13 protein-coding genes are annotated in these 18843 nt (G+C 68.4%); 11 read left to right on the top strand and 2 right to left on the bottom strand.

Annotated elements, in window-relative coordinates; translation table 11 throughout:
* The first annotated feature begins 20 nt into the window (after nucleotides 1–20).
* On the top strand, nucleotides 21–5474 hold the full coding sequence (locus OVA30_RS02650) for an amidase family protein (RefSeq protein ID WP_268174517.1): 5454 nt from the start codon (nucleotides 21–23) through the stop codon (nucleotides 5472–5474).
* Nucleotides 5475–5891: 417 nt separating this feature from the next.
* On the opposite strand, the gene OVA30_RS02645 is transcribed toward OVA30_RS02650, so the two are convergent.
* Both OVA30_RS02645 and OVA30_RS02640 read right to left on the bottom strand, forming a co-directional pair.
* Nucleotides 5892–6314 carry a thermonuclease family protein gene (locus tag OVA30_RS02645; protein ID WP_268174516.1) on the bottom strand — a complete coding sequence of 141 codons (423 nt, stop codon included), beginning with the start codon at nucleotides 6312–6314 and terminating at the stop codon, nucleotides 5892–5894.
* A gap of 251 nt (nucleotides 6315–6565) precedes the next feature.
* On the bottom strand, nucleotides 6566–7237 hold the full coding sequence (locus tag OVA30_RS02640; protein ID WP_268174515.1) for a GntR family transcriptional regulator: 672 nt from the start codon (nucleotides 7235–7237) through the stop codon (nucleotides 6566–6568).
* A gap of 462 nt (nucleotides 7238–7699) precedes the next feature.
* Between OVA30_RS02640 and OVA30_RS02635 the strand changes: the two genes are divergently transcribed.
* The 10 genes from OVA30_RS02635 (at nucleotide 7700) to OVA30_RS02590 (ending at nucleotide 18818) form a co-directional block, all read left to right on the top strand.
* Entirely contained in the window at nucleotides 7700–8284 is a 585-nt protein-coding gene (locus OVA30_RS02635; RefSeq protein ID WP_268174514.1) for an amino acid synthesis family protein, read from the top strand.
* Nucleotides 8277–10037, top strand: coding sequence for an alpha/beta fold hydrolase (locus tag OVA30_RS02630; RefSeq protein ID WP_268174513.1), 1761 nt, complete (start codon nucleotides 8277–8279; stop codon nucleotides 10035–10037). The genes OVA30_RS02635 and OVA30_RS02630 overlap by 8 nt, the downstream gene beginning before the upstream one ends.
* A gap of 55 nt (nucleotides 10038–10092) precedes the next feature.
* Entirely contained in the window at nucleotides 10093–11130 is a 1038-nt protein-coding gene (locus OVA30_RS02625; protein WP_268174512.1) for an LLM class flavin-dependent oxidoreductase, read from the top strand.
* Between the two features lie 11 nt (nucleotides 11131–11141).
* Nucleotides 11142–12614: an aldehyde dehydrogenase gene (locus tag OVA30_RS02620; RefSeq protein ID WP_442786088.1), complete on the top strand. Its 1473-nt coding sequence runs from the start codon at nucleotides 11142–11144 to the stop codon at nucleotides 12612–12614.
* Between the two features lie 10 nt (nucleotides 12615–12624).
* The gene (locus tag OVA30_RS02615; protein WP_268174511.1) at nucleotides 12625–12933 is read left to right on the top strand and encodes an NIPSNAP family protein; all 309 of its coding nucleotides are present in this window, start codon (nucleotides 12625–12627) and stop codon (nucleotides 12931–12933) included.
* A gap of 71 nt (nucleotides 12934–13004) precedes the next feature.
* The gene (locus OVA30_RS02610) at nucleotides 13005–14054 is read left to right on the top strand and encodes an ABC transporter substrate-binding protein (protein WP_268174510.1); all 1050 of its coding nucleotides are present in this window, start codon (nucleotides 13005–13007) and stop codon (nucleotides 14052–14054) included.
* A gap of 26 nt (nucleotides 14055–14080) precedes the next feature.
* Nucleotides 14081–14953, top strand: coding sequence for an ABC transporter permease (locus OVA30_RS02605; RefSeq protein WP_268174509.1), 873 nt, complete (start codon nucleotides 14081–14083; stop codon nucleotides 14951–14953).
* A 10-nt stretch (nucleotides 14954–14963) separates the two neighbouring features.
* Nucleotides 14964–15767 carry an ABC transporter permease gene (locus OVA30_RS02600; RefSeq protein WP_268174508.1) on the top strand — a complete coding sequence of 268 codons (804 nt, stop codon included), beginning with the start codon at nucleotides 14964–14966 and terminating at the stop codon, nucleotides 15765–15767.
* Nucleotides 15764–16870 carry an ABC transporter ATP-binding protein gene (locus OVA30_RS02595; protein WP_268174507.1) on the top strand — a complete coding sequence of 369 codons (1107 nt, stop codon included), beginning with the start codon at nucleotides 15764–15766 and terminating at the stop codon, nucleotides 16868–16870. Before OVA30_RS02600 ends, OVA30_RS02595 begins: the two co-directional genes overlap by 4 nt.
* Nucleotides 16871–17504: 634 nt before the next feature.
* Nucleotides 17505–18818, top strand: coding sequence for a hypothetical protein (locus OVA30_RS02590; RefSeq protein ID WP_268174506.1), 1314 nt, complete (start codon nucleotides 17505–17507; stop codon nucleotides 18816–18818).
* The last annotated feature ends 25 nt before the right edge of the window (nucleotides 18819–18843 follow it).

The following is an 18843-nucleotide window of genomic DNA, read 5'->3' as shown; positions in this document are numbered from 1 at the left end:
ATCAACGCGAGAGAACGGCCGTGCCCCAGTCCCAAGCGAGCGCCCTGCGCGATGTCGTGCGCGCCACCTACCGGCGCGCGGGGCTCGACAAGTCCGAGACCGAACTCCAGGCCCTGCTTCCCACCGTCCGGCCGCTGATCGACTTCGATCCGCGCCAGGCGCGCGAGGCCGACATCGTCGGTCTGCTGGGGAAGCTCAGCTTGCAGGACGCGTCCCTGCCCGCCGCGCCCGGCCCCGTCTCCCTGATCCGCACTCTGTCGAAGGAGCCGCTGGCTGCCTATGGCGGTACGGCGCCCGACATCACCACCAAGTCGGTCACGGAACTCGCCGCCCTGCTGGCAAACGGCACGATCACCTCGCGCGAGATCGTGCTCCAGTACATGTACAAGATCCAGAAGCTCGACCATGCCGGTCCGGCTCTGCGATCGGTGACGGAACTCAACCCCGAGCTTCTGACCATCGCCGATCGCATGGACACGCAGCGCGCCGAGGCGAAGGCCAAGGGCGAGACCTTGCCGGCGCTGTTCGGCATCCCGATCCTGGTGAAGAACAACATCGACACCGCCGATGCGATGCGCACGACGGCGAGTTCGCTGGCGCTGTTCGGCTCGAAGCCCGCCGACGATGCCGCACTGATCGCACAGCTGCGCGAGCAGGGTGCCATCATCATGGGCAAGGCCAACATGAGCGAGTGGGCCAACTTCCGTACGAGCTTCACGGCCATCAGCCCGGACGGCGGCGTCGCGTTAAATCCCCTCGATCCAAACTTGGGCGCCTCCGGCTCGAGCCACGGCTCCGCGATCGCGGCCGCGATGCGATTCGCACCGGTCACCCTGGGCACGGAAACCAACGGCTCCCTGATGGGGCCGGCGACGACCCACCATATCTGGGCGCTCAAGGCCACGCCGGGCCTCGTCAGCCGGACGGGCGTCATCCCGGGCTTCGCGATCGTCGATACGCCGGGCCCGATGGGCAACACCGTGGCGGATCTCGCCATCGTCATGAACGCCATGAAAGGCCGCGACGCCGCCGACCCGCTGAACGCGGCCTATACGGGCGACAGGACCATCGACTTCACGCAAAAGCTGAACGGCGACCTGACCGGTATCCGGATCGGCACGCAGATCTCGAACCCCCAGATCGATGCCCTGTTGAAATCCCTCGCCACCAGCGCGAACGCGACGGTCGTCACCTTCACCGCGGCCGACCAAGCAAGCGCCGCCCACAGGGCGATCGCCAGCCTGTCGGATGCCGACCTCGCGGTCTTCTACACGCGGGTCACCCGGAACACCCTGCCCGCCGACGAGGCGGCGAGTGCCGCCATCCTGGACGCGTACCGCACCAACCTCAACGGACGGGGTGGGACGGACGCGTATGTTGATTTTTACTTTAAACTGACCGGAACATCCAGTTATTTGCTCCGGAAATACATTGATGCGTATCTCGCCGAACGCGTCGGGAATCCCGCGGATTACGACAGCGCGGTCGTGCGGCTCATGGGCCCGACATACAAGCCGCTCTCCGGCGACAAATCGCAGTTCGCGAAAGACCTGATCGACGTCGTCGCATCCAACAAACTCAACATAGAAGCACTCTATGAGATCGCCCCGATTCTTCGCTTCATAAGGGGTGATTCACTTCAAACCGCCATCAGAAAGACACCCGAGGAATACGCCCGCGAAGCCGGTTTTGCATCGGAGGCTGCGTATGACGCCGCGATCGAGAACTGGAAACAGATCACCACTCAGGTGCTCAATGGGATCCGCAAGGAGTTGGGGGTCGATGTCACCGCAACCGGCCTGACCTTTAGCCAGTTCACAGGAAACTCATCCGCCTACGCCAGCACGCCGAATCTCGCCGTACCGGTCGGACAGGGAGACGCGCCGACACAGCTGGTCCTCGGTGCCGACAACTTCCAAGACGAGCTTCTCCTGCGGGTCGGCCGTGCCCTGGAGAAGGCGCTCGAAACCCCGGAATTCTCGGCCCTCAAAGCCAGGCAGCCGTCGCCCCCGGAGACGGGCTTCGCCAATCAGCCGCCCGACATAGGCCCGCTTCTGCCGCTGGTGCTGCACGATCTGGATGACCACGGCCGGGCAACGCTGGCCCATCTCCTCACCACCGAGATGGCCCCCCTCGTGCTCCACACCACCGGAAAGCTCGCCCAGCCCACCTTCGACGGACGCATCTCCGGCAATGGCGGCCTGATCAAAGAGGCCGACGGCGTTCAGGCCCTCACCGGCGACAGCGACTTCACCGGCACCGTCCAGGTCTGGAAAGGCGCCCTGGCGATCGACCGCAACCAGGCCCTCGGCAGCGCCGCCAACGCCGTCAGCCTCGAAGCCGGCAGCGCCCTGATCGCCAGCCGCAGCCTCACCCTGGCGCGCGACCTCCTCCTGAAGAACGGCGGTGCCCTCGGGGCCGGGGCCGAGATCGCCCTGATCGCCGACGGCGTGATCTCCGGCAATGGCGGCCTGACCAAGACCGGGGCCGGCCAGCTGACCCTGGCGGGCGTCAACACCTATACCGGCGGCACCCGCGTCGCCGAAGGCGTTCTGGCCGTCGCCGCCGATGCCGGGCTCGGCCAGGATTACGGCGCGCTGCGCTTTGCCGCCGGCACCGGCCTGCTCGTCACCGGCAGCTTTGCCACCCAGCGGCCGTTCCAGCTCGACGGGGAGACCCACCTCTCCGTCCGGGCCGGCGCCGCCCTGACGGTGAACAACCTCATCGACGGCGCCGGCAGCCTCGTCCTCGACGGCGGCGGCAGCCTCACCCTGGCCGCGGCCGCCAACCGCTTCGCCGGCGGCATCCAGCTCAAGGCCGGCACCCTCGCCCTCGACGGCGCCGGTGCCGCCGGGCTCGGCACGATCCGCTTCGAGGCCGGGCCCCAGACCCTCGTCCTCGACGCCGCCGCCTTCCAGGCCGGCGTGTTCGGGGGCACGATCGCCCGGTTCGGCACCGCCGACACGATCAGCCTGGCCGATCTCGCCTACTCCGCCGGCGCCACCGCCCAGTACGATCCCACCGCCCAGGCGCTGACCGTCGTCAGCGGCGGCCTCACCCGCCAGCTCACCCTCTCCGAGGTCGGCCGCGGCGGCTTCACCCTGGCCTCCGACCCGGCCGGCGGCACCCGCGTCCTGCTCACCGGCGTGCCCGTCGGCCTCGCCGCTTCGGGGCCGGGCCTCGACGCCCAGGGCAACGGCCTGCTGAAGGCCGGGGCCGTGCTCAGCTTCACCGTCGAGATGTCCGATCTCGTCACCGTCGAGACCGGCGCGGGCCGCCCCGTGCTGGTCTTGTCCAACGGAGCGGAGGCGGCCTATACCGGCCAGCCGAACGGGGGGAGCCTCGGCTTCGCCTACACCGTCGCCCCCGGACAGGACAGCCAGGCCCTCACCGTCGCCCGGCTCGACCTGCGCGGTGCCGTCATCCGCGACACCGGCGGCCACGTGGCCGACGTGACCGCCCTTCCCGCCGCCCCGTCGGGCACGATCACCCTCGACACCACCGCACCGACGCTGGCCCTGACCGCGGCACCGCCCGCCACGGTCGAGGCCAGTTCCGCCGCGGGTGCGGCCGTGAGCTTTGCCGCCAGCGCCGGGGACGGCGTCGATCCGGCCCCGCGCGTGGTGTTCCGGTCGGGCGACACCGTCGTGACCTCGGGCCAGACCTTCGCGCTGGGCACCCACAGCGTCACCGCCACCGCTTTCGATGCCGCCGGCAATGCCAGCGCCCCGGTCTCGTTCGGCTTCACCGTGCGCGACACCACCGCGCCGACGCTGGCCCTGACCGCAGCACCTTCCACCACCATCGAGGCGAGCTCCGCCGCGGGCGCCGCCGTGAGCTTTGCCGCCAGCGCCGGGGACGGGGTCGATCCGGCCCCGCGCGTGGTGTTCCGCGCGGGCGACACCGTGGTGACCTCCGGCCAAACCTTCGCGCTGGGCGCACACACCGTTACCGCCACCGCTTTTGACGCCGCCGGCAATGCCAGCACCCCGGTCTCGTTCGGCTTCACCGTGCGCGACACCACCGCGCCGACGCTGGCCGTGGCGGCGGCACCTTCCACCACCATCGAGGCGAGCTCCGCCGCGGGCGCGGCCGTGAGCTTTACCGCCAGCACCGGGGACGGGGTCGATCCGGCCCCGCGCGTGGTGTTCCGCGCGGGCGACACCGTGGTGTCCTCCGGCCAGACCTTCGCGCTGGGCGCACACAGCGTCACCGCCACCGCTTTCGACAGTGCCGGCAATGCCAGTGCTCCGATCTCGTTCGGCTTCACCGTGGGGGACAGCACCGCACCGACGCTGGCCCTGACGGCGGCACCGCCCACCACGGTCGAAGCGAGCTCCGCCGCGGGTGCCGCCGTGAGCTTTGCCGCCAGCGCCGGGGACGGCGTCGATCCGGCCCCGCGCGTGGTGTTCCGGTCGGGTGACACCGTGGTGTCCTCCGGCCAGACCTTCGCCATCGGCACGCACAGCGTCACCGCCACCGCTTTTGACGCCGCCGGCAATGCCAGCACCCCGGTCGCGTTCGACTTCACCGTGACGACCCCGGTCGCGCCGGCCACGGCGAGCTTCGACTTCGCCCTGAGCCAGGCCAGCCTGCGCCAGGCCCCGGGACACATCGCCCTGATCGGGCCGGACGGCCTGAGCCACGACGTCACCGCCGTCGAGACCTTCGTGTTCACCGATGGCGTCGTCCGGCAGAAGGACGCCGCCCCGCTGGTCGACGACCTGTTCTACTACGCCGCCAATCCCGACGTCTGGCAGGCCCAGATCGATGCCGACGCGCACTATGCCGCCCATGGCTGGCGCGAGGGCCGCGACCCGAACGCCGCCTTCTCGACGGCGGGCTATCTCGCGGCCAACCCGGAGGTGGCCGCGGCCGGCCGCGACCCGCTGGTCCACTTCGCGCAAGCGGGCTGGAAGGAGGGCCGCGATCCCGCCGCCGGCTTCGACGTCGAACTCTACCTCGCCCGCCATCCGGAGGCGCAGGCGGCCGGCCTCGATCCGCTCAGCCACTACCTCGCCCAGGGCCGGGCCGAGGGGCACGTCGCCCACGCCGCGATCGGACGCCCGGCCGACCTGGCCGAGCAGGGCGGCTTCGACGCGCAGGCTTACCTGCTGTCCAACCTCGACGTGGCCGAGGCGGCCCGGGCGGCCGGGGGCGACAGCTTCGCCTTCGCCCGGACGCACTACACGACCTATGGCTGGCAGGAGGGGCGCAACCCGAACGCGGTGTTCGACACCAAGGGCTATCTCGCCGCCTACGGCGACGTGGCCGCGGCCGGGATCGATCCGCTCGCCCACTATGTCCGGTACGGCGCGGCGGAGGGCCGCGACCCCGCCGCCGGCTTTGACGGCAAGGCCTACCTCGCCGCCTATGGTGACGTGGCCGCGGCAGGGCTGAACCCGATGCTGCACTATCTCCAGTACGGCGCCGTCGAGGGCCGCAGCGTCTTCGCCGACGGGCACTTCGCCTGACGCCCGCTCCCCCGACCGAGGCCGAAATCCCCGCCGGCAGGGGGCAGGCCGGCTGGCTTCTCACGGCCATCCGATCCGCCCCCATGCCGATCCGTCTGCGTGCCGTGCCGCCGGCTACGAAACAGGCTCGGCGGCGCGGCTACGGCGCGCGGCCGGGCGGACATCTCCCACGCGAGCTACAAAAAGGACGACCTTCCAGACGAGCTATTGATGCTGCGGAAAAGCTACCGCTTCGCCGAAAGCTGCGGCCGGTCGAACGGGTAGAAGTGGCGGTGTGCGGGGCGGATCGGCACGGTCCTGCCACGCTAGCACGGCAGCAAGGCTGAGGAATCCCCTCGGTGCCTCGTCGTCCCTCGGAATTCGGGCGCTCGAGCCCTCGGCGCCGATCCGGCCGGCACAGTGGTCCGCCCGCTCCTCCTACGCCCTCCGTCCGGGCCGGTAGGCCACGGCGAGCCCCTCCCACAGCAGAATCGCCCCGACTTCTCCCGCCGGCACCCGCAACGTCCCGAACGTTCGGCCGAAGCGGTCGGTTTCGCCGGCGCGCACCAGCTCGACCGCTCGTCCGCGGATCAAGTGGGCCAAGCGCTCCTTCGCCCGCAAGCCGGCGATCCGCTCGGCCTCGCAGCGTAGCCGGGACACATCCGGCGTATCGATACCCCTCAACCGGACCTTCTCGGCACAGCCTCGCGCGGGCAGGGCGGCGGGATCGCCGTCAAACACGATCAGGCGGACGCTATCGAACCGCTCGGCCGCCTGCCCGGCGTGGAACAGGCCGCCGCAGGCCAGGACTGCGACGAGGCCGCTATGGCGGGGGCAGCCTGATGCGCTTCCGCAATGCACGCCGTTCCGAACCCTACAGGGAGACGTCTGGCGAACACCTCACGCGAAAGAATTCTCGGTATCCACGTAAACGGGGCAATCCCAGCCAGCCGTTATGAGTTCATGGCCGGGGCTCCATCCTCTTAAGGGTTGGAGCTTCCGGGAAACCCGGACGGTTCAAGGCTCACACTCTGGCCATTTTGCCTACGTCGCCAGCCTCGTGGCCGCCAACGCCCTCAACTATCCAGCTTGAGATTTTGCTCAAACAGGCTCTACGCGTCGATTACGCCAAGCGCCAAGCTTTGAGCCCGCTCCACATGCGCCAGACTGGCTTTGAAGGCACTTTCTCCGTCACGGGCCCGGATCGCGGCCACGATGCGCCGCATCTCCTCGGGACCATCCGCGGCGCGGCCGGGTGTGGCAATCGTGATCGAACGCAGATGCGTGATGCGCATGTGCAGCGTCGATACGATGTCCCACGCGATCTCCCGGCCGCTGGCCAGAAACATGCGCTCGTAGAACTGGGCTGTCACTTCGAGGATCAGGGTGGCATCCCCGGTGGCGTAACCGTGCGCGATGTGATCCAGGCTGGCATCCAGCGCGTCCGCCACCGCGGGCGCGTCCGGGTGCTCGGCGCAGCCTCGCGCGGCCAGTGCCTCCAGATACCCGCGCACCTCGTAGATCTGACGCGCCTGCGCCTGCGAGAGTCTCGCAACGATCGGGCCGCGGTTGGGCACGATCTCGACGATACCCTCGGCCTCAAGGTGCCGGAGCACCTCACGGACGACGGAGCGGCTGACGGCGAGCTGGTCGCACAGTTCACGCTCGACCAAACGGTCGCCCGGCTTGAAGTGCTGGCTAAGAATCGCCCGGCGCATCTTGTCGAGCGTCATCTCGCGCAGCGATTTCGTTTCCCGCTCGACCCGTAGAATTCCTGCCACCATCGATGCCCGCTTCCTGCCCCGCTCGCCTCTCGCATCGCCTTTACAGCCGGATCCCGAGCGGGTGTCCCCACTCTCAGATAGCACATCGCACTGACACGGCTCGGCCCATCGCTCGGCGCGAATGCCCGCATCCGCAACATTGTGCTGGCTAGGCCTGGCTCGCCCGAGACGGAGTCCATCGCCTCCCGCTCGGGTGCTCAATGTTCATCCAAGTCTTGAAGCACGCGTTGCCGGCGATCCTCTTCCGCGGAATGCAGAGCAAAAAGCGCTGCACTGCAGAAAATCGATGCATTCGCCCGCAAATCGAAGTCGCTGTTCTCTAACGTCAAATCGGCCTCGCTGCCTTCAAAGTTCTCATTTGCGACGCAGCATAGGTTATAGATTGAGCAAAATGGTGCTAAACAAATCTTGCGGTCTTACGGTATACCATAATACGGTTATCTCCATCGCAGGGGGGTGGCCGTGTCGTCGATCCGCAAGCTCGTCGCTTATCAAGAGACCACCTTCATCGAGGGCGGCCGGACTGCCCCGCAGCCGCTCAAGTTGTTCGGCGTCGCCGCCGTCCTGAAAAACCCGTGGGCAGGGCGGGGCTTTGTCGAGGATCTGAGGCCCGAGATTCGCAGCACCGCGCCGGAGCTCGGGGCTCTGCTGACAGCCGAAATCCTCCGCGCCGTCGGCTCCGGCGAGGCGGTCGAGGGCTACGGCAAGGCCGCTGTCGTCGGCACCGACGGCGAGATCGAGCACGCCTCGGCGCTGATCCACACGCTGCGTTTCGGCAATCATTACCGCCAGGCGGTCGGGGCCAAGAGCTACCTGAGCTTCACCAACACGCGCGGGGGGCCGGATTGCCCGATCGTGATTCCGCTGATGCACAAGCACGACGAGGGCATGCGCTCGCATTACCTGACCGTGCAGTTCTCGATTCTCGACGCGCCGGCTCCCAACGAGATCGTGGTTGCGCTCGGCGCCTCGGTCGGCGGTCGTCCGCACCACCGCATCGGCGACCGTTACCAGGATCTGCGCGAGATCGAGGCCGGCGATGCTTGAGCGCGCCGCCTCCGTCATCCTGACGGACAGCGCCGGCCGGCGCACCGCCGTCGCCTCAGCCGGCACCGCGACCGGCGCGACCCCGATCCTGTTCATCCACGGGGTCGGCCTCGACCACACCGTCTGGCGGCCGCAGATCGCCGCCTTCGCCGGACAGCGGCCGGTGCACGCCTACGATATGATGGGCCATGGCGCCTCTGACCGGCCGAAGGGCAGGCCGGAACTGGCGGACTACGCCGCCCAGCTCTTCGGCGTGCTCGACGCGCTGGGGATCGAGCGGGCCCACCTCGTTGGCCACTCGATGGGGGCGATGGTGGCACTGGAGGCGGCCCTGTCGCATCCGGCGCGTGTCAGCAGCGTCACCGCGCTCAACGCCGTCTACCGCCGCAATGCCGAGCAGGCTCAGGCGGTCCTTCGCCGGGTCGAGGCGCTGGAGGCCGGCGAGGCCAGCCCTGGGATCGAGACGGCCCTGGCGCGCTGGTTCGGCTCCCCGGTGCCGCCGCATCTGGCGGACGAGGCGGAACGGATGCGGGCGCTGCTGGAGCGGGCGGACGAGCAGGGCTACGCTCTGGCCTACCGCGTCTTCGCCACGGCCGACGCCGCCTATGCGGAACGCCTCCCGACCCTGTCGGTGCCCGCCCTATTCATGACGGGCCAGCACGATCCCAACTCGACGCCGGAGATGACGCGGGCGATGGTCGCCGCGGTGCCGGGCGCCCGGGGGCTCGTCCTGTCGGGCGAGCGCCACATGATGCCCCTGGTTGGGGCGGCCCGGGTCAATGCCGAGATCGCGCGTTTCATCACCGGCCTCGAGGTGGAAGAACCCGCCGCCGCCAAGCGCTTCCGCAACGCGCTCGGCACCTTCGCCACCGGCGTCACCGTCGTGACCACGTTGCAGGAGAACGGCGAGCCGCGGGGATTCACCGCGAACTCATTCAGTTCGGTCTCGCTCGATCCGCCGCTCGTCTCGATCTGCATCGCCCGCACGGCATCGAGCCATCCGATCTTCAAGGCCGCGCCGCGGTTCGCCGTCAACATCCTGGCGCAGGACCAGCGCGATGTGTCGGGCGTGTTCGCCTCCAAGCGGCCGGACAAGTTCGAGCAGGTCGCCTGGGTCTCGGGTGTCACCGGCGCCCCCGTGCTGGAGAATTGCGCCGCGTGGTTCGATTGCCGCCTTCACGAGGTGGTGGCGGCGGGCGACCACGACATCCTCATCGGCGAGGTGGTCGATTTCGACGCCAGCCCTCAGATGCCGCTCGGCTATTGCCGCGGCGCCTATGTCGACTTCGGCCTCGCCCAAGATGCGCTGGCAGCCAGCGCCCGCTCCATCGAGGTCCGGGCGATCCTCGAATCGGAGGGCGATGTCCTTCTAGTCAAGGAGCGTGACGGCCAGTTCGCCTTGCCTTCGGGCACCTGCATCGAACCGGCCTCGGACCCTAAGAGCCTTCACGGCCGACTCACTGCCCTGGGCTTCGCTGCCGAACTCGGCTTCCTGTTCGCCGTGTACGAGAATCCCGACGCGGCGGGCGCCCCGACCTCGATCGTCTACCGCGGGACTTTCACCGGCCATGCCGGTCCCGGCACATGCCTCTGGCCGGTCGCGGATCTCGCGAACTGCCCCGTTCGGGATCCGGCGAGCCGGACGATGCTGGAGCGCTACGCCCGCGAGCGTCGGGAGAACGCCTTCGGCATCTACGCGGGCAATGTCGGCGGGGGGACGGTTCAGGCCCTGCACCCGGGTGCGGCGGCCTGATCGGCCGCCGCCCGCATCCACGCCGTCGCGCGCAGCCCCTTTCGCCGAGGCCGACATGAAATTCTCCGTCTTCGTCCACATGGAGCGCTTCGATGACGCGCAGGATCACGCCGAGCTGTTCGATGAGCTGACCGATCTGGTCCAGACCGCCGAACGGGGCGGGTTCGAGACGGCCTGGATCGGCGAGCACCACGGGATGGAGTTCACGATCGCTCCCAACCCCTTCATCAACCTCGCCTATCTCGGCGCCCGGACCGAGCGCATCCGGCTCGGGACCGGCACGGTGATCGCGCCGTTCTGGCATCCGATCCGGCTGGCCGGCGAAGCGGCGATGACCGACCTCGCGACCAAGGGGCGGCTCGATCTCGGCATCGCCCGGGGCGCCTACAGCTTCGAATACGAGCGGCTGATGCCCGGCCTCGATGCCTGGGGCGCCGGCCAGCGGATGCGCGAGATGATTCCGGCGCTGCGTGGCCTGTGGGCCGGCGACTACACCCACGAAGGCGAGTTCTGGCAGTTTCCCAAGACCACCACGACGCCCAAGCCGCTTCAGCAGCCGGGCATTCCGGTCTGGGTCGCGGCGCGCGATCCGAGTTCGCACGCCTTCGCGGTGGAGAACGGCTGTAATGTCCAAGTCACGCCGCTCGCCTCGGGCGACGGCGAGGTCGAGGCGCTGATCGGCCGCTTCGACAAGGCCTGTGCCGACGCGCCGAACGTGCCGCGCCCGCAGATCATGCTGCTGCAGCACACCTTCGTCTCCGAATCCCCCGAGGAGACGGCGCGGCTGAACGAGGATCTGAGCCGGTTCTTCTGCGCCTTCGGCGCCCTGTTCCAGAACAAGCTGCCGATCGAGCAGGGCTTCATCCGCGGCCTCGACGCCGAGCTGCAGGCCTCGATGCCGCAATTTGCGCCGGAGAAGATCGCCCAGAACCTCGTCATCGGCGAGGCCGAGACGGTCATCGCCCGCCTCAAGGCCTACGAGGCGATGGGCTACGATCAATACGCGGTCTGGATCGACAGTGGCATCGGGCATGCGCGCAAGAAGCGCTCGCTGGAGCTGTTCATCCGCGACGTCATGCCGGCCTTCGCGTGAGCGCGCCCGCCATGCTGCCGATCTTCCGCGCCTATATCGACGGCACCTTCCCGGAGCCGGAGGCGACCTTCGAGAGCCTCGATCCGGCCACCGGCCGGCCCTGGGCCCTGATGCCGGCGGCGAGCCCCGCCGACATCGACAGGGCCGTGCGCGCCGCCGACCGCGCCCAGCGCGATCCGGCCTGGGCGGATCTCGTGCCGAGCCGGCGCGGCGCGCTGCTGATGCGGTTGGCCGACCTCGTCGCCGAGCGGGCCGGCCATCTCGCCGAACTCGAGACCCGCGACACCGGCAAGATCATCCGCGAGACCCGCAGCCAGATCGGCTACGTGGCAGAGTACTACCGCTATTTCGGTGGGCTCGCGGACAAGCTGCACGGCGCCCACCTGCCGGTCGACAAGCCGGACATGGAGGTGTTCACCCGGCGCGAGCCGATCGGGGTGGTGGCGGCGATCGTGCCCTGGAACTCCTCGCTGTTCCTGTCGGCGGTCAAGCTCGGGCCGGCGCTGGCGGCGGGCTGCACCGTCGTGCTGAAGGCATCCGAGGAGGCGCCCGCCCCCCTGCTCGCCTTCGCCGAACTCGTGCACGAGGCCGGCTTTCCGCCCGGCGTCGTCAACATCGTCACGGGCGATGCGGCGGGCTGCGGCGCACCGCTGACGCGCCATCCGCTCGTCGCGCGGGTCGCCTTCACCGGCGGTCCCGGCACGGCCCGCCACATCGTGCGCAACACCGCCGAGAACCTCGCGGCGACCTCGCTGGAACTCGGCGGCAAGTCGCCGGTCCTCGTCTTCGCCGACGCGGATCTGGACAGCGCCGCCAACGCGGTTATCGCCGGCATCTTCGCCGCCGCCGGCCAGAGCTGCGTCGCCGGTTCGCGCCTGCTGGTCGAGCGCGGCGTGCACGACTGCTTCGTCGCGATCCTGGCCGAGAAGGCGCGGACGATCCGGCTCGGCCGGCCGGACGACCCCGAGACTGAGGTTGGCCCGCTCGCCACCGCCCGGCAGCGGGCGCATATCGAGACGGTGGTGGCGGCAAGCCTCGCCGCCGGCGGACGCCTCGTCGTCGGCGGCGCGCGGCCGGAGGGTTTTCCCGAAGGCTTCTACTACCTGCCGACGATCATCGCCGATGCGCGACCCGAGACACCTTGCGCCGCCGAGGAGCTGTTCGGCCCCGTCCTCACGGTCATCCCGTTCGAGGACGAGGCGGAGGCGGTCGCGCTCGCCAACGACTCGCCCTTCGGCCTCGCCTCGGGCGTGTTCACCGCCAGCCTGACGCGGGCCCATCGCTGCATCCGGCGGCTGCGGGCCGGCATCGTCTGGGTCAACACCTACCGGGCGATCTCGCCGATCGTGCCCTTCGGCGGCTTCGGCCTCTCCGGCCTCGGGCGCGAGGGCGGGTTCGAATCCATGCTCGACTACACCCGCACGAAGTCGGTCTGGATCCGCACCTCGGACGATCCGATCCCCGACCCGTTCGTGATGCGCTGAGGAGGGGCCGGTGATCTACGAGATGCGGACCTACCGGCTGAAGACCGGCACCGTTCCTGCCTACCTCAAACTCGTCGGCGAGGAGGGGATCGCGATCCAGCGCGGCCATCTCGGCAACCTCGTCGGCTACTACGCCACCGAGATCGGCCCGCTCAACGAGATCGTCCACATCTGGGGCTACCGGGATCTTGCCGAGCGCGAGACACGCCGGGCCGCGCTCGCGGCCGATCCAGCCTGGGCGGCCTTCCTGCCCAGGATCCAGGCACTGATCGAGACCATGGAATCCAAGATCCTCCGCGCCGCGCCGTTCCACCCGTAGCCCGCGCACGATCGATCCAGGCGATCTGACCATCGCACCAGCCGCTCGCATCACAGCCAGAGGGGGCCAGTATGAAGCGCAGGACCATTATCGGCATCGCCGCCGCCACGTTCGGCAGCGCCGCACTCGCGGCACTCCCGGCGGCATCCCTGCTGCCGCGGGCCGCGGCGGCGGCGGGCAGCATCGTGTTCACGAGCTGGGGCGGCACGACGCAGGAGGCACAGAAAACCGCCTGGGCCCGGCCCTATACCAAGGCGAGCGGCGTCCGCGTGCAGATGGACGGCCCGACCGATTACGGGAAGTTCAAGGCGATGGTCGAGAGCGGCAATGTCGGCTGGGACGTCGTCGACGTCGAGTACGACTTCGCTGCCCAGGCCGCGCGCGACGGCCTTCTGGAGCCGATCGACTTCTCGCTGGTCAAGCGCGAGGCCCTCGACCCCCGCTTCGTGACCGATCACGCGGTCGGCAGCTTTTACTACGCCTTCGTCCTCGGCTACGGCACCAAGCACGTCCCGGCCGCGCCGAAGAGCTGGGCCGACCTGTTCGACACCAAGGCTTTCCCCGGCAAGCGCACCTTCTACAAGTGGTCGGCGCCGGGGGCGCTGGAAATCGCGCTGCTCGCCGACGGCGTGGCGCCGGACAAGCTCTACCCGCTCGATCTCGACCGGGCCTTCGCCAAGCTCGACAGCATCAAGTCCGAGATCATCTGGTGGTCGGGAGGCGCGCAGTCGCAGCAGCTTCTGGCCTCCGGTGAAGTCGTGATGGGTCAGTTCTGGAACGGGCGCGTCGCTGCCTTGGAACAGGACCGGCAGCCGGTCGGGATCGCCTGGGAGCAGAACCTCACCACCGCCGACATGCTGGTGGTGCCCAAGGGCAGCCGCAACCGGCAGGCCGCGATGACGTTCATCGCCGCCGCCACGGGAGCCAAGGAGCAGGCCGACTTCGCCGCCGCCACGCGCTACGCCCCGATCAATCTCGGCTCGGCCAAACTGATGGATCCTGCCGTCGCCGAGACGCTGCCGAACCGGCACGCGGCGACGCAGATCAACTTGAACATGGAATACTGGGCCAAGAACCGCGAGGAGATCGGCAAGCGCTGGTACGCGTGGCAGACGCGGTGATGGGCGCGCGCGAACGGAGCCGCGCCATGACCGCGGCACGGTTGCAGGCCCTGCCGTTGCAGGATGCCCCTCCCCCCTGGAGCCGGCGCCTGCGCGGCTTCGGAGCAGTGCTCCCCGCTCTCGTGTTCCTCGTCCTTCTGTTCGTGGTTCCGGTGCTGGCGCTGCTCCTGCGCAGCATCACCGAGCCGGCGCTGGGACTGGGCAACTACGCCACCTTCTTCGCCGGCACGACCTACCTCAAGGTGCTGGGCAACACCTTCCTCGTCGCCAGCCTCGTCACCGGCGCGACCCTGGTCATCGGATTCCCGACGGCGTGGTTCCTCGCCATCGCGCCGCGCCGGCTGGCCGGGCTCCTCACCGGCATCGTCGTCCTGTCGATGTGGACCAACCTGCTGGCCCGGACCTATGCGTGGATGGTGCTGCTGCAGGGGACGGGCCTGATCAACCGAGCCCTGCTGGAACTCGGGCTGATCGCGGCGCCACTCACGCTCACCAACAACCTCGTCGGCGTCACCCTCGGCATGACCTACATCATGCTGCCTTTCATGGTGCTGCCGCTGGCCTCGGCCATGCGGGCGATCGATCCGAGCGTGCTCCAGGCCGCCTCGCTCTGCGGCGCCAGCCGATGGCAGTGCCTGACCCGCATCCTGCTGCCGATGCTCTCCGGGGCCATCGCCTCCGGTGCGCTGATGATCTTCGTGATGTCGCTCGGCTACTTCGTGACGCCCGCGCTTCTGGGCGGCACCGCCAACATGATGCTGCCCGAACTGATCGCGCAGCTCGTGCAGTCGCTGCTCGACTGGGGACTGGCCAGCACGGCCGCGACGATCCTGCTGGTTCTGACCCTGCTTCTCTACGCGCTCCAAGTCCGGTTCTTCGGAACCCGCAGTACGGCCTGAGGAGGGATCGATGCTTCTCACCTATTCCCGCCTGGGCGGCCTGCGCTTCGTGCTCTGCGGCATCGGCCTCGTGGTCGGGCTGTTCCTGCTCCTCCCGATCCTGGTGCTTGTCGCCCTGTCGTTCGGCGACTCGCAATGGATGCAGTTCCCGCCGCCGGGCTGGACCCTGCGCTGGTACGCGGACCTGTTCGACGACCCCGATTGGATCTTCGCCTTCCTGACGAGCCTGCGGATCGCCGCCTGGGTCACGCTGCTGAGCGTGGCGCTCGGTCTGGTCACCTCGTTCGGTCTGGTGCGCGGCCGCTTTCCGGGCCGGGAGACGGTGCGGGCGCTGTTCCTGATGCCGATGATCCTGCCGGTGGTCGTGCTGGCGGTGGCCCTCTACGCCCTGTTCCTCAGGCTCCGGCTCAACGGGACGGAGCTCGGCTTCGTCCTCGCCCACCTCTTGCTCGCGCTGCCCCTCTCGATCATCGCCATCAGCGGTGCGCTCGAGCGGTTCGACTCCTCCATCGAGGATGCGGCCGTGCTGTGCGGCGCCTCGCCGATGGAGGCGAAGCTTCGGGTCACCTCGCCGGCGATCATGCCGGGCATCGCCACCGCGGCCCTGTTCTCCTTTCTCGCCTCCTGGGACGAGGTCGTCGTGGCGATCTTCATGGCGAGTCCGGACATCCAGACGCTTCCGGTCCGGATCTGGGGCGTGCTGCGCCAGGATCTCTCGCCCGTCGTCGCCGCCGTCTCGACGCTGCTCGTCGCGCTCACGGCCGTGCTGATGCTGCTCTCCGCTGCCCTGAAGAAGAAGGACGTCCGCGCATGAGGCCTCCGTCCAGTCCTTCCTCCAGCCATCCCTTCCTGGCGATCCGCGGCATCCGGCTCAGCTACGGCTCGGTCGTGGCGGTCGAGGCGGTTACCCTCGATGTCGCCCGGGGGGAGTTCGTGACCTTCCTCGGCCCGTCCGGCTCGGGCAAGAGCACCACGCTCTACGTCATCGCCGGCTTCCAGGATCCGAATGCCGGTGACGTGCTGATCGAGGGACGCTCGATCCTGAACACGCCCTCGAACAAGCGCAAGATCGGCATGGTGTTCCAGCGCTACACGCTGTTCCCGCAGATGACGATCGCCGAGAACATCGGCTTCCCGCTCAAGGTGCGGCGCTGGAACCGCGCCGACATCGATGCCCGGGTCAAGGCGATGCTGCGGCTCGTGCAACTCGAGGCTCATGCCGACCGCAAGCCGGCGCAGCTCTCCGGCGGCCAGCAGCAGCGCGTGGCGCTCGCCCGGGCGCTCGCCTACGAGCCGCCGCTCCTCCTGATGGACGAGCCGCTCTCCGCCCTCGACAAGAGCCTGCGCGAGGAACTCCAGCACGAGATCAAGCGCGTCCACCACGAGACCGGCGTGACGATCCTCTACGTGACCCACGATCAGGAGGAGGCGCTGCGCCTGTCCGATCGGATTGCCCTGTTCCGCCAGGGGCGGATCGAGCAGCTCGGCACCGGGCGGGACCTCTACGACGCGCCGGCCTCGCGCTTCGTGGCTGGCTTCATTGGGCATTCGAACTTCATGCCCTGCCGCATCGACCGGCAGGACGGCGCGGCGGACGGGGCAATCCTCCTCGATGACGGGACGTCGGTGAGCGGCGTGTCGCTGGCGGCGATGCCGGCCCAGTGCGACCGTGGTGTGCTGATGGTGAGGCCCGACGCAATCCGGCTGCACGATCCCGACAGCGCCCCGGCCGGCGCGATCTTCGGAACCATCGACGAGGCGAGCTTCCGCGGCGAGGCGATGCAGTACAGCGTCGCCACCGCCTGGGGGGACAGCCTCACCGTCCGCACGCCGTGCGGCGGCGCTGGCCGCGCGCGCGTGGGCGAGCGGGTCGCCCTGGCCTGGCAGCCGGAGCAGGCGCAGATCTTCCCGAACTGAAATTGAACCCGCCAGGGTCCGGCGGGATCGCCAACGCGGATTCTGGCGTGTCCGAGCCCCGGCCCTCGTGCGGAGCGCGTTCGAAGCCCCGGAGCCTCAATGCCGAGACCAGCGCGGGCACCTCACCGGTGCACGCGGCCGGTTAATTTGTCTCGACCGATCCACTCCGTCCCTCGTCTTGCCCACGACTGAAGGCGCTCCGAGAAACCGCCAACAAAGATCAATATTTCAGCGTGTTGCCCTTCAAACCACCTTGTCATCTTACGATCTTACGTAATACGATTTGGCATCAAGGCGAAGGGCTGTGGTGGGACGAACCCGCACGGCGACCGGACGGCTCTCTTCGGCGTCCGGTGTATCGGCTGAAATCAACAAGTAAAGCGCAGGAATAAACTTGAAGACGGCGCGCTGCGTCGTCGGATGACCGTGCGCGTTCATGAACGAACACTGCCGCCGAGGCGGCCTCTTCATCGCTCCCGCGATGCGAGACCGTCCCGGCATGTCGGGGGGCCTCCGAGCCGAATCCAAGGGCGCGGCGGGACAGGGCGGTTGCGGTCACGCGATCCACCATTCGTGAGCCGGGACGATGCGGCACGGATTCCGTCATCTGCACAGGCGAGAGGAAGAGCGCACCATGAGGTCGACGAAGTTGGCAGCCGTTCTCGCACTTTGTGCGGGGGCCGGCCTCTTGCCGATCCAGCCTGCTTGGTCCCAGGACCAGGGAACGCAGGAACTCGACGCCGAGCCGAGCGCGGTCAATCGCGAGCAGCCGATCGCGGTGCCCGACCCGACCCCCAACCCGGCGCCGGGCTCGATCGGCAAGTTCACCTTCGGCGGCGCGTTCCGCGTCCGCTACGACCTGCGCTTCGACGATGTCAGCCGCGGTGGTTTCGCGAAGACGACGGAAAACTTTTCCTTCGACACGCTCTCGCTGAAGGCGGTCTACGATTCCGACACGATCTTCGGCGCGGCCCAGTATCGCTTCTACGGCGGAAGCTTCCTCTACGGGACGCGCTTCGGCTACGACAATCACCCGGGCGAGGTGAACTTCCCGATGTGGGCCTATCTCGGCTACAAGCTCACCCCTGAGGACAGCCTCACCTTCGGCATGAACCAAGTACCGTTCGGCCTGACACCGTATTTCACCAACACCTTCCTCGGCTCGCTCGGTTTCGTGATGGGCGTGGAAGAGATCTACAATCTCGGCGTTAAATACGCGCATGTCGAGCCGGAGTTCAATTATCAGCTCGGCTTCTATCCGGGTGCCAACCCGAACGGCTTCGGCCTCAGCCGCGACAGCGCGCGCTACTCCACGAACATCGTCATCGCGGACAGCTACATCCCGTTCGGAACGCGTAACTCCGAGGAGAACATGTTCGTCGGCCGGGCGGAGTACTTCTTCGTCAAGAACGACATCGCCTCGCTCGCGCTCGGCGCCTCGATCTGGCACTCGAGCATCTACAACTTCGATACCCGGCAGACCGGCTCGAAGCAGCTCGAAAGCGTGCACCTCAACGCCACGCACGGTCCCTGGGGCTTCAAGGCAGTCTATGTCCGCCAGGATATCGATCCGAGGAACCCGATCCGTAATGACCTGCTGACGGTCGGCGGCTTCGACGTGTCGTACAACATGGCCACGCGCGGGCACTTCGTCTCGGCCGACATCGCCTACAAGGTTGCCGATCCGATCGGTCCGTTCACGATCGTGCCCTACCTGAATTACAGCGCCTACTTCAAGGATCGCGCGGATTTCAACACGTCGGAGCGCTTCACACTCGGCACGATCTGGACGCTGACGGCTGATCCGAGCCTGATCATCTACACCGAAGGTTTGTTCGGTCGGAACGATCCCTATGTCGGCGCCGGGCAGTACACTAGCGGTCTCGCCATGGGCGGTGACAGCAAGTGGAAGAAGGCGTTCTTCGTCAACATTGGGTACTACTTCTAGAGATCCAGCGCCCTGCGCGACCCTG

It is taken from the genome of Methylorubrum sp. SL192 (assembly GCF_026672325.1).
Taxonomy (GTDB): Bacteria; Pseudomonadota; Alphaproteobacteria; order Rhizobiales; family Beijerinckiaceae; genus Methylobacterium; species Methylobacterium extorquens.
This window is presented reverse-complemented; position numbering and strand designations above follow the sequence as displayed.

Bases quoted from the DNA above. Each gene is read 5' to 3' on its own strand.
- OVA30_RS02640 (WP_268174515.1), bottom strand. From the start codon at position 7,237: ATGGTGGCAGGAATTCTACGGGTCGAGCGGGAAACGAAATCGCTGCGC.
- OVA30_RS02630 (WP_268174513.1), top strand. From the start codon at position 8,277: ATGCTTGAGCGCGCCGCCTCCGTCATCCTGACGGACAGCGCCGGCCGG.
- OVA30_RS02625 (WP_268174512.1), top strand. From the start codon at position 10,093: ATGAAATTCTCCGTCTTCGTCCACATGGAGCGCTTCGATGACGCGCAG.
- OVA30_RS02620 (WP_442786088.1), top strand. From the start codon at position 11,142: ATGCTGCCGATCTTCCGCGCCTATATCGACGGCACCTTCCCGGAGCCG.
- OVA30_RS02610 (WP_268174510.1), top strand. From the start codon at position 13,005: ATGAAGCGCAGGACCATTATCGGCATCGCCGCCGCCACGTTCGGCAGC.
- OVA30_RS02605 (WP_268174509.1), top strand. From the start codon at position 14,081: ATGACCGCGGCACGGTTGCAGGCCCTGCCGTTGCAGGATGCCCCTCCC.
- OVA30_RS02600 (WP_268174508.1), top strand. From the start codon at position 14,964: ATGCTTCTCACCTATTCCCGCCTGGGCGGCCTGCGCTTCGTGCTCTGC.
- OVA30_RS02595 (WP_268174507.1), top strand. From the start codon at position 15,764: ATGAGGCCTCCGTCCAGTCCTTCCTCCAGCCATCCCTTCCTGGCGATC.
- OVA30_RS02590 (WP_268174506.1), top strand. From the start codon at position 17,505: ATGAGGTCGACGAAGTTGGCAGCCGTTCTCGCACTTTGTGCGGGGGCC.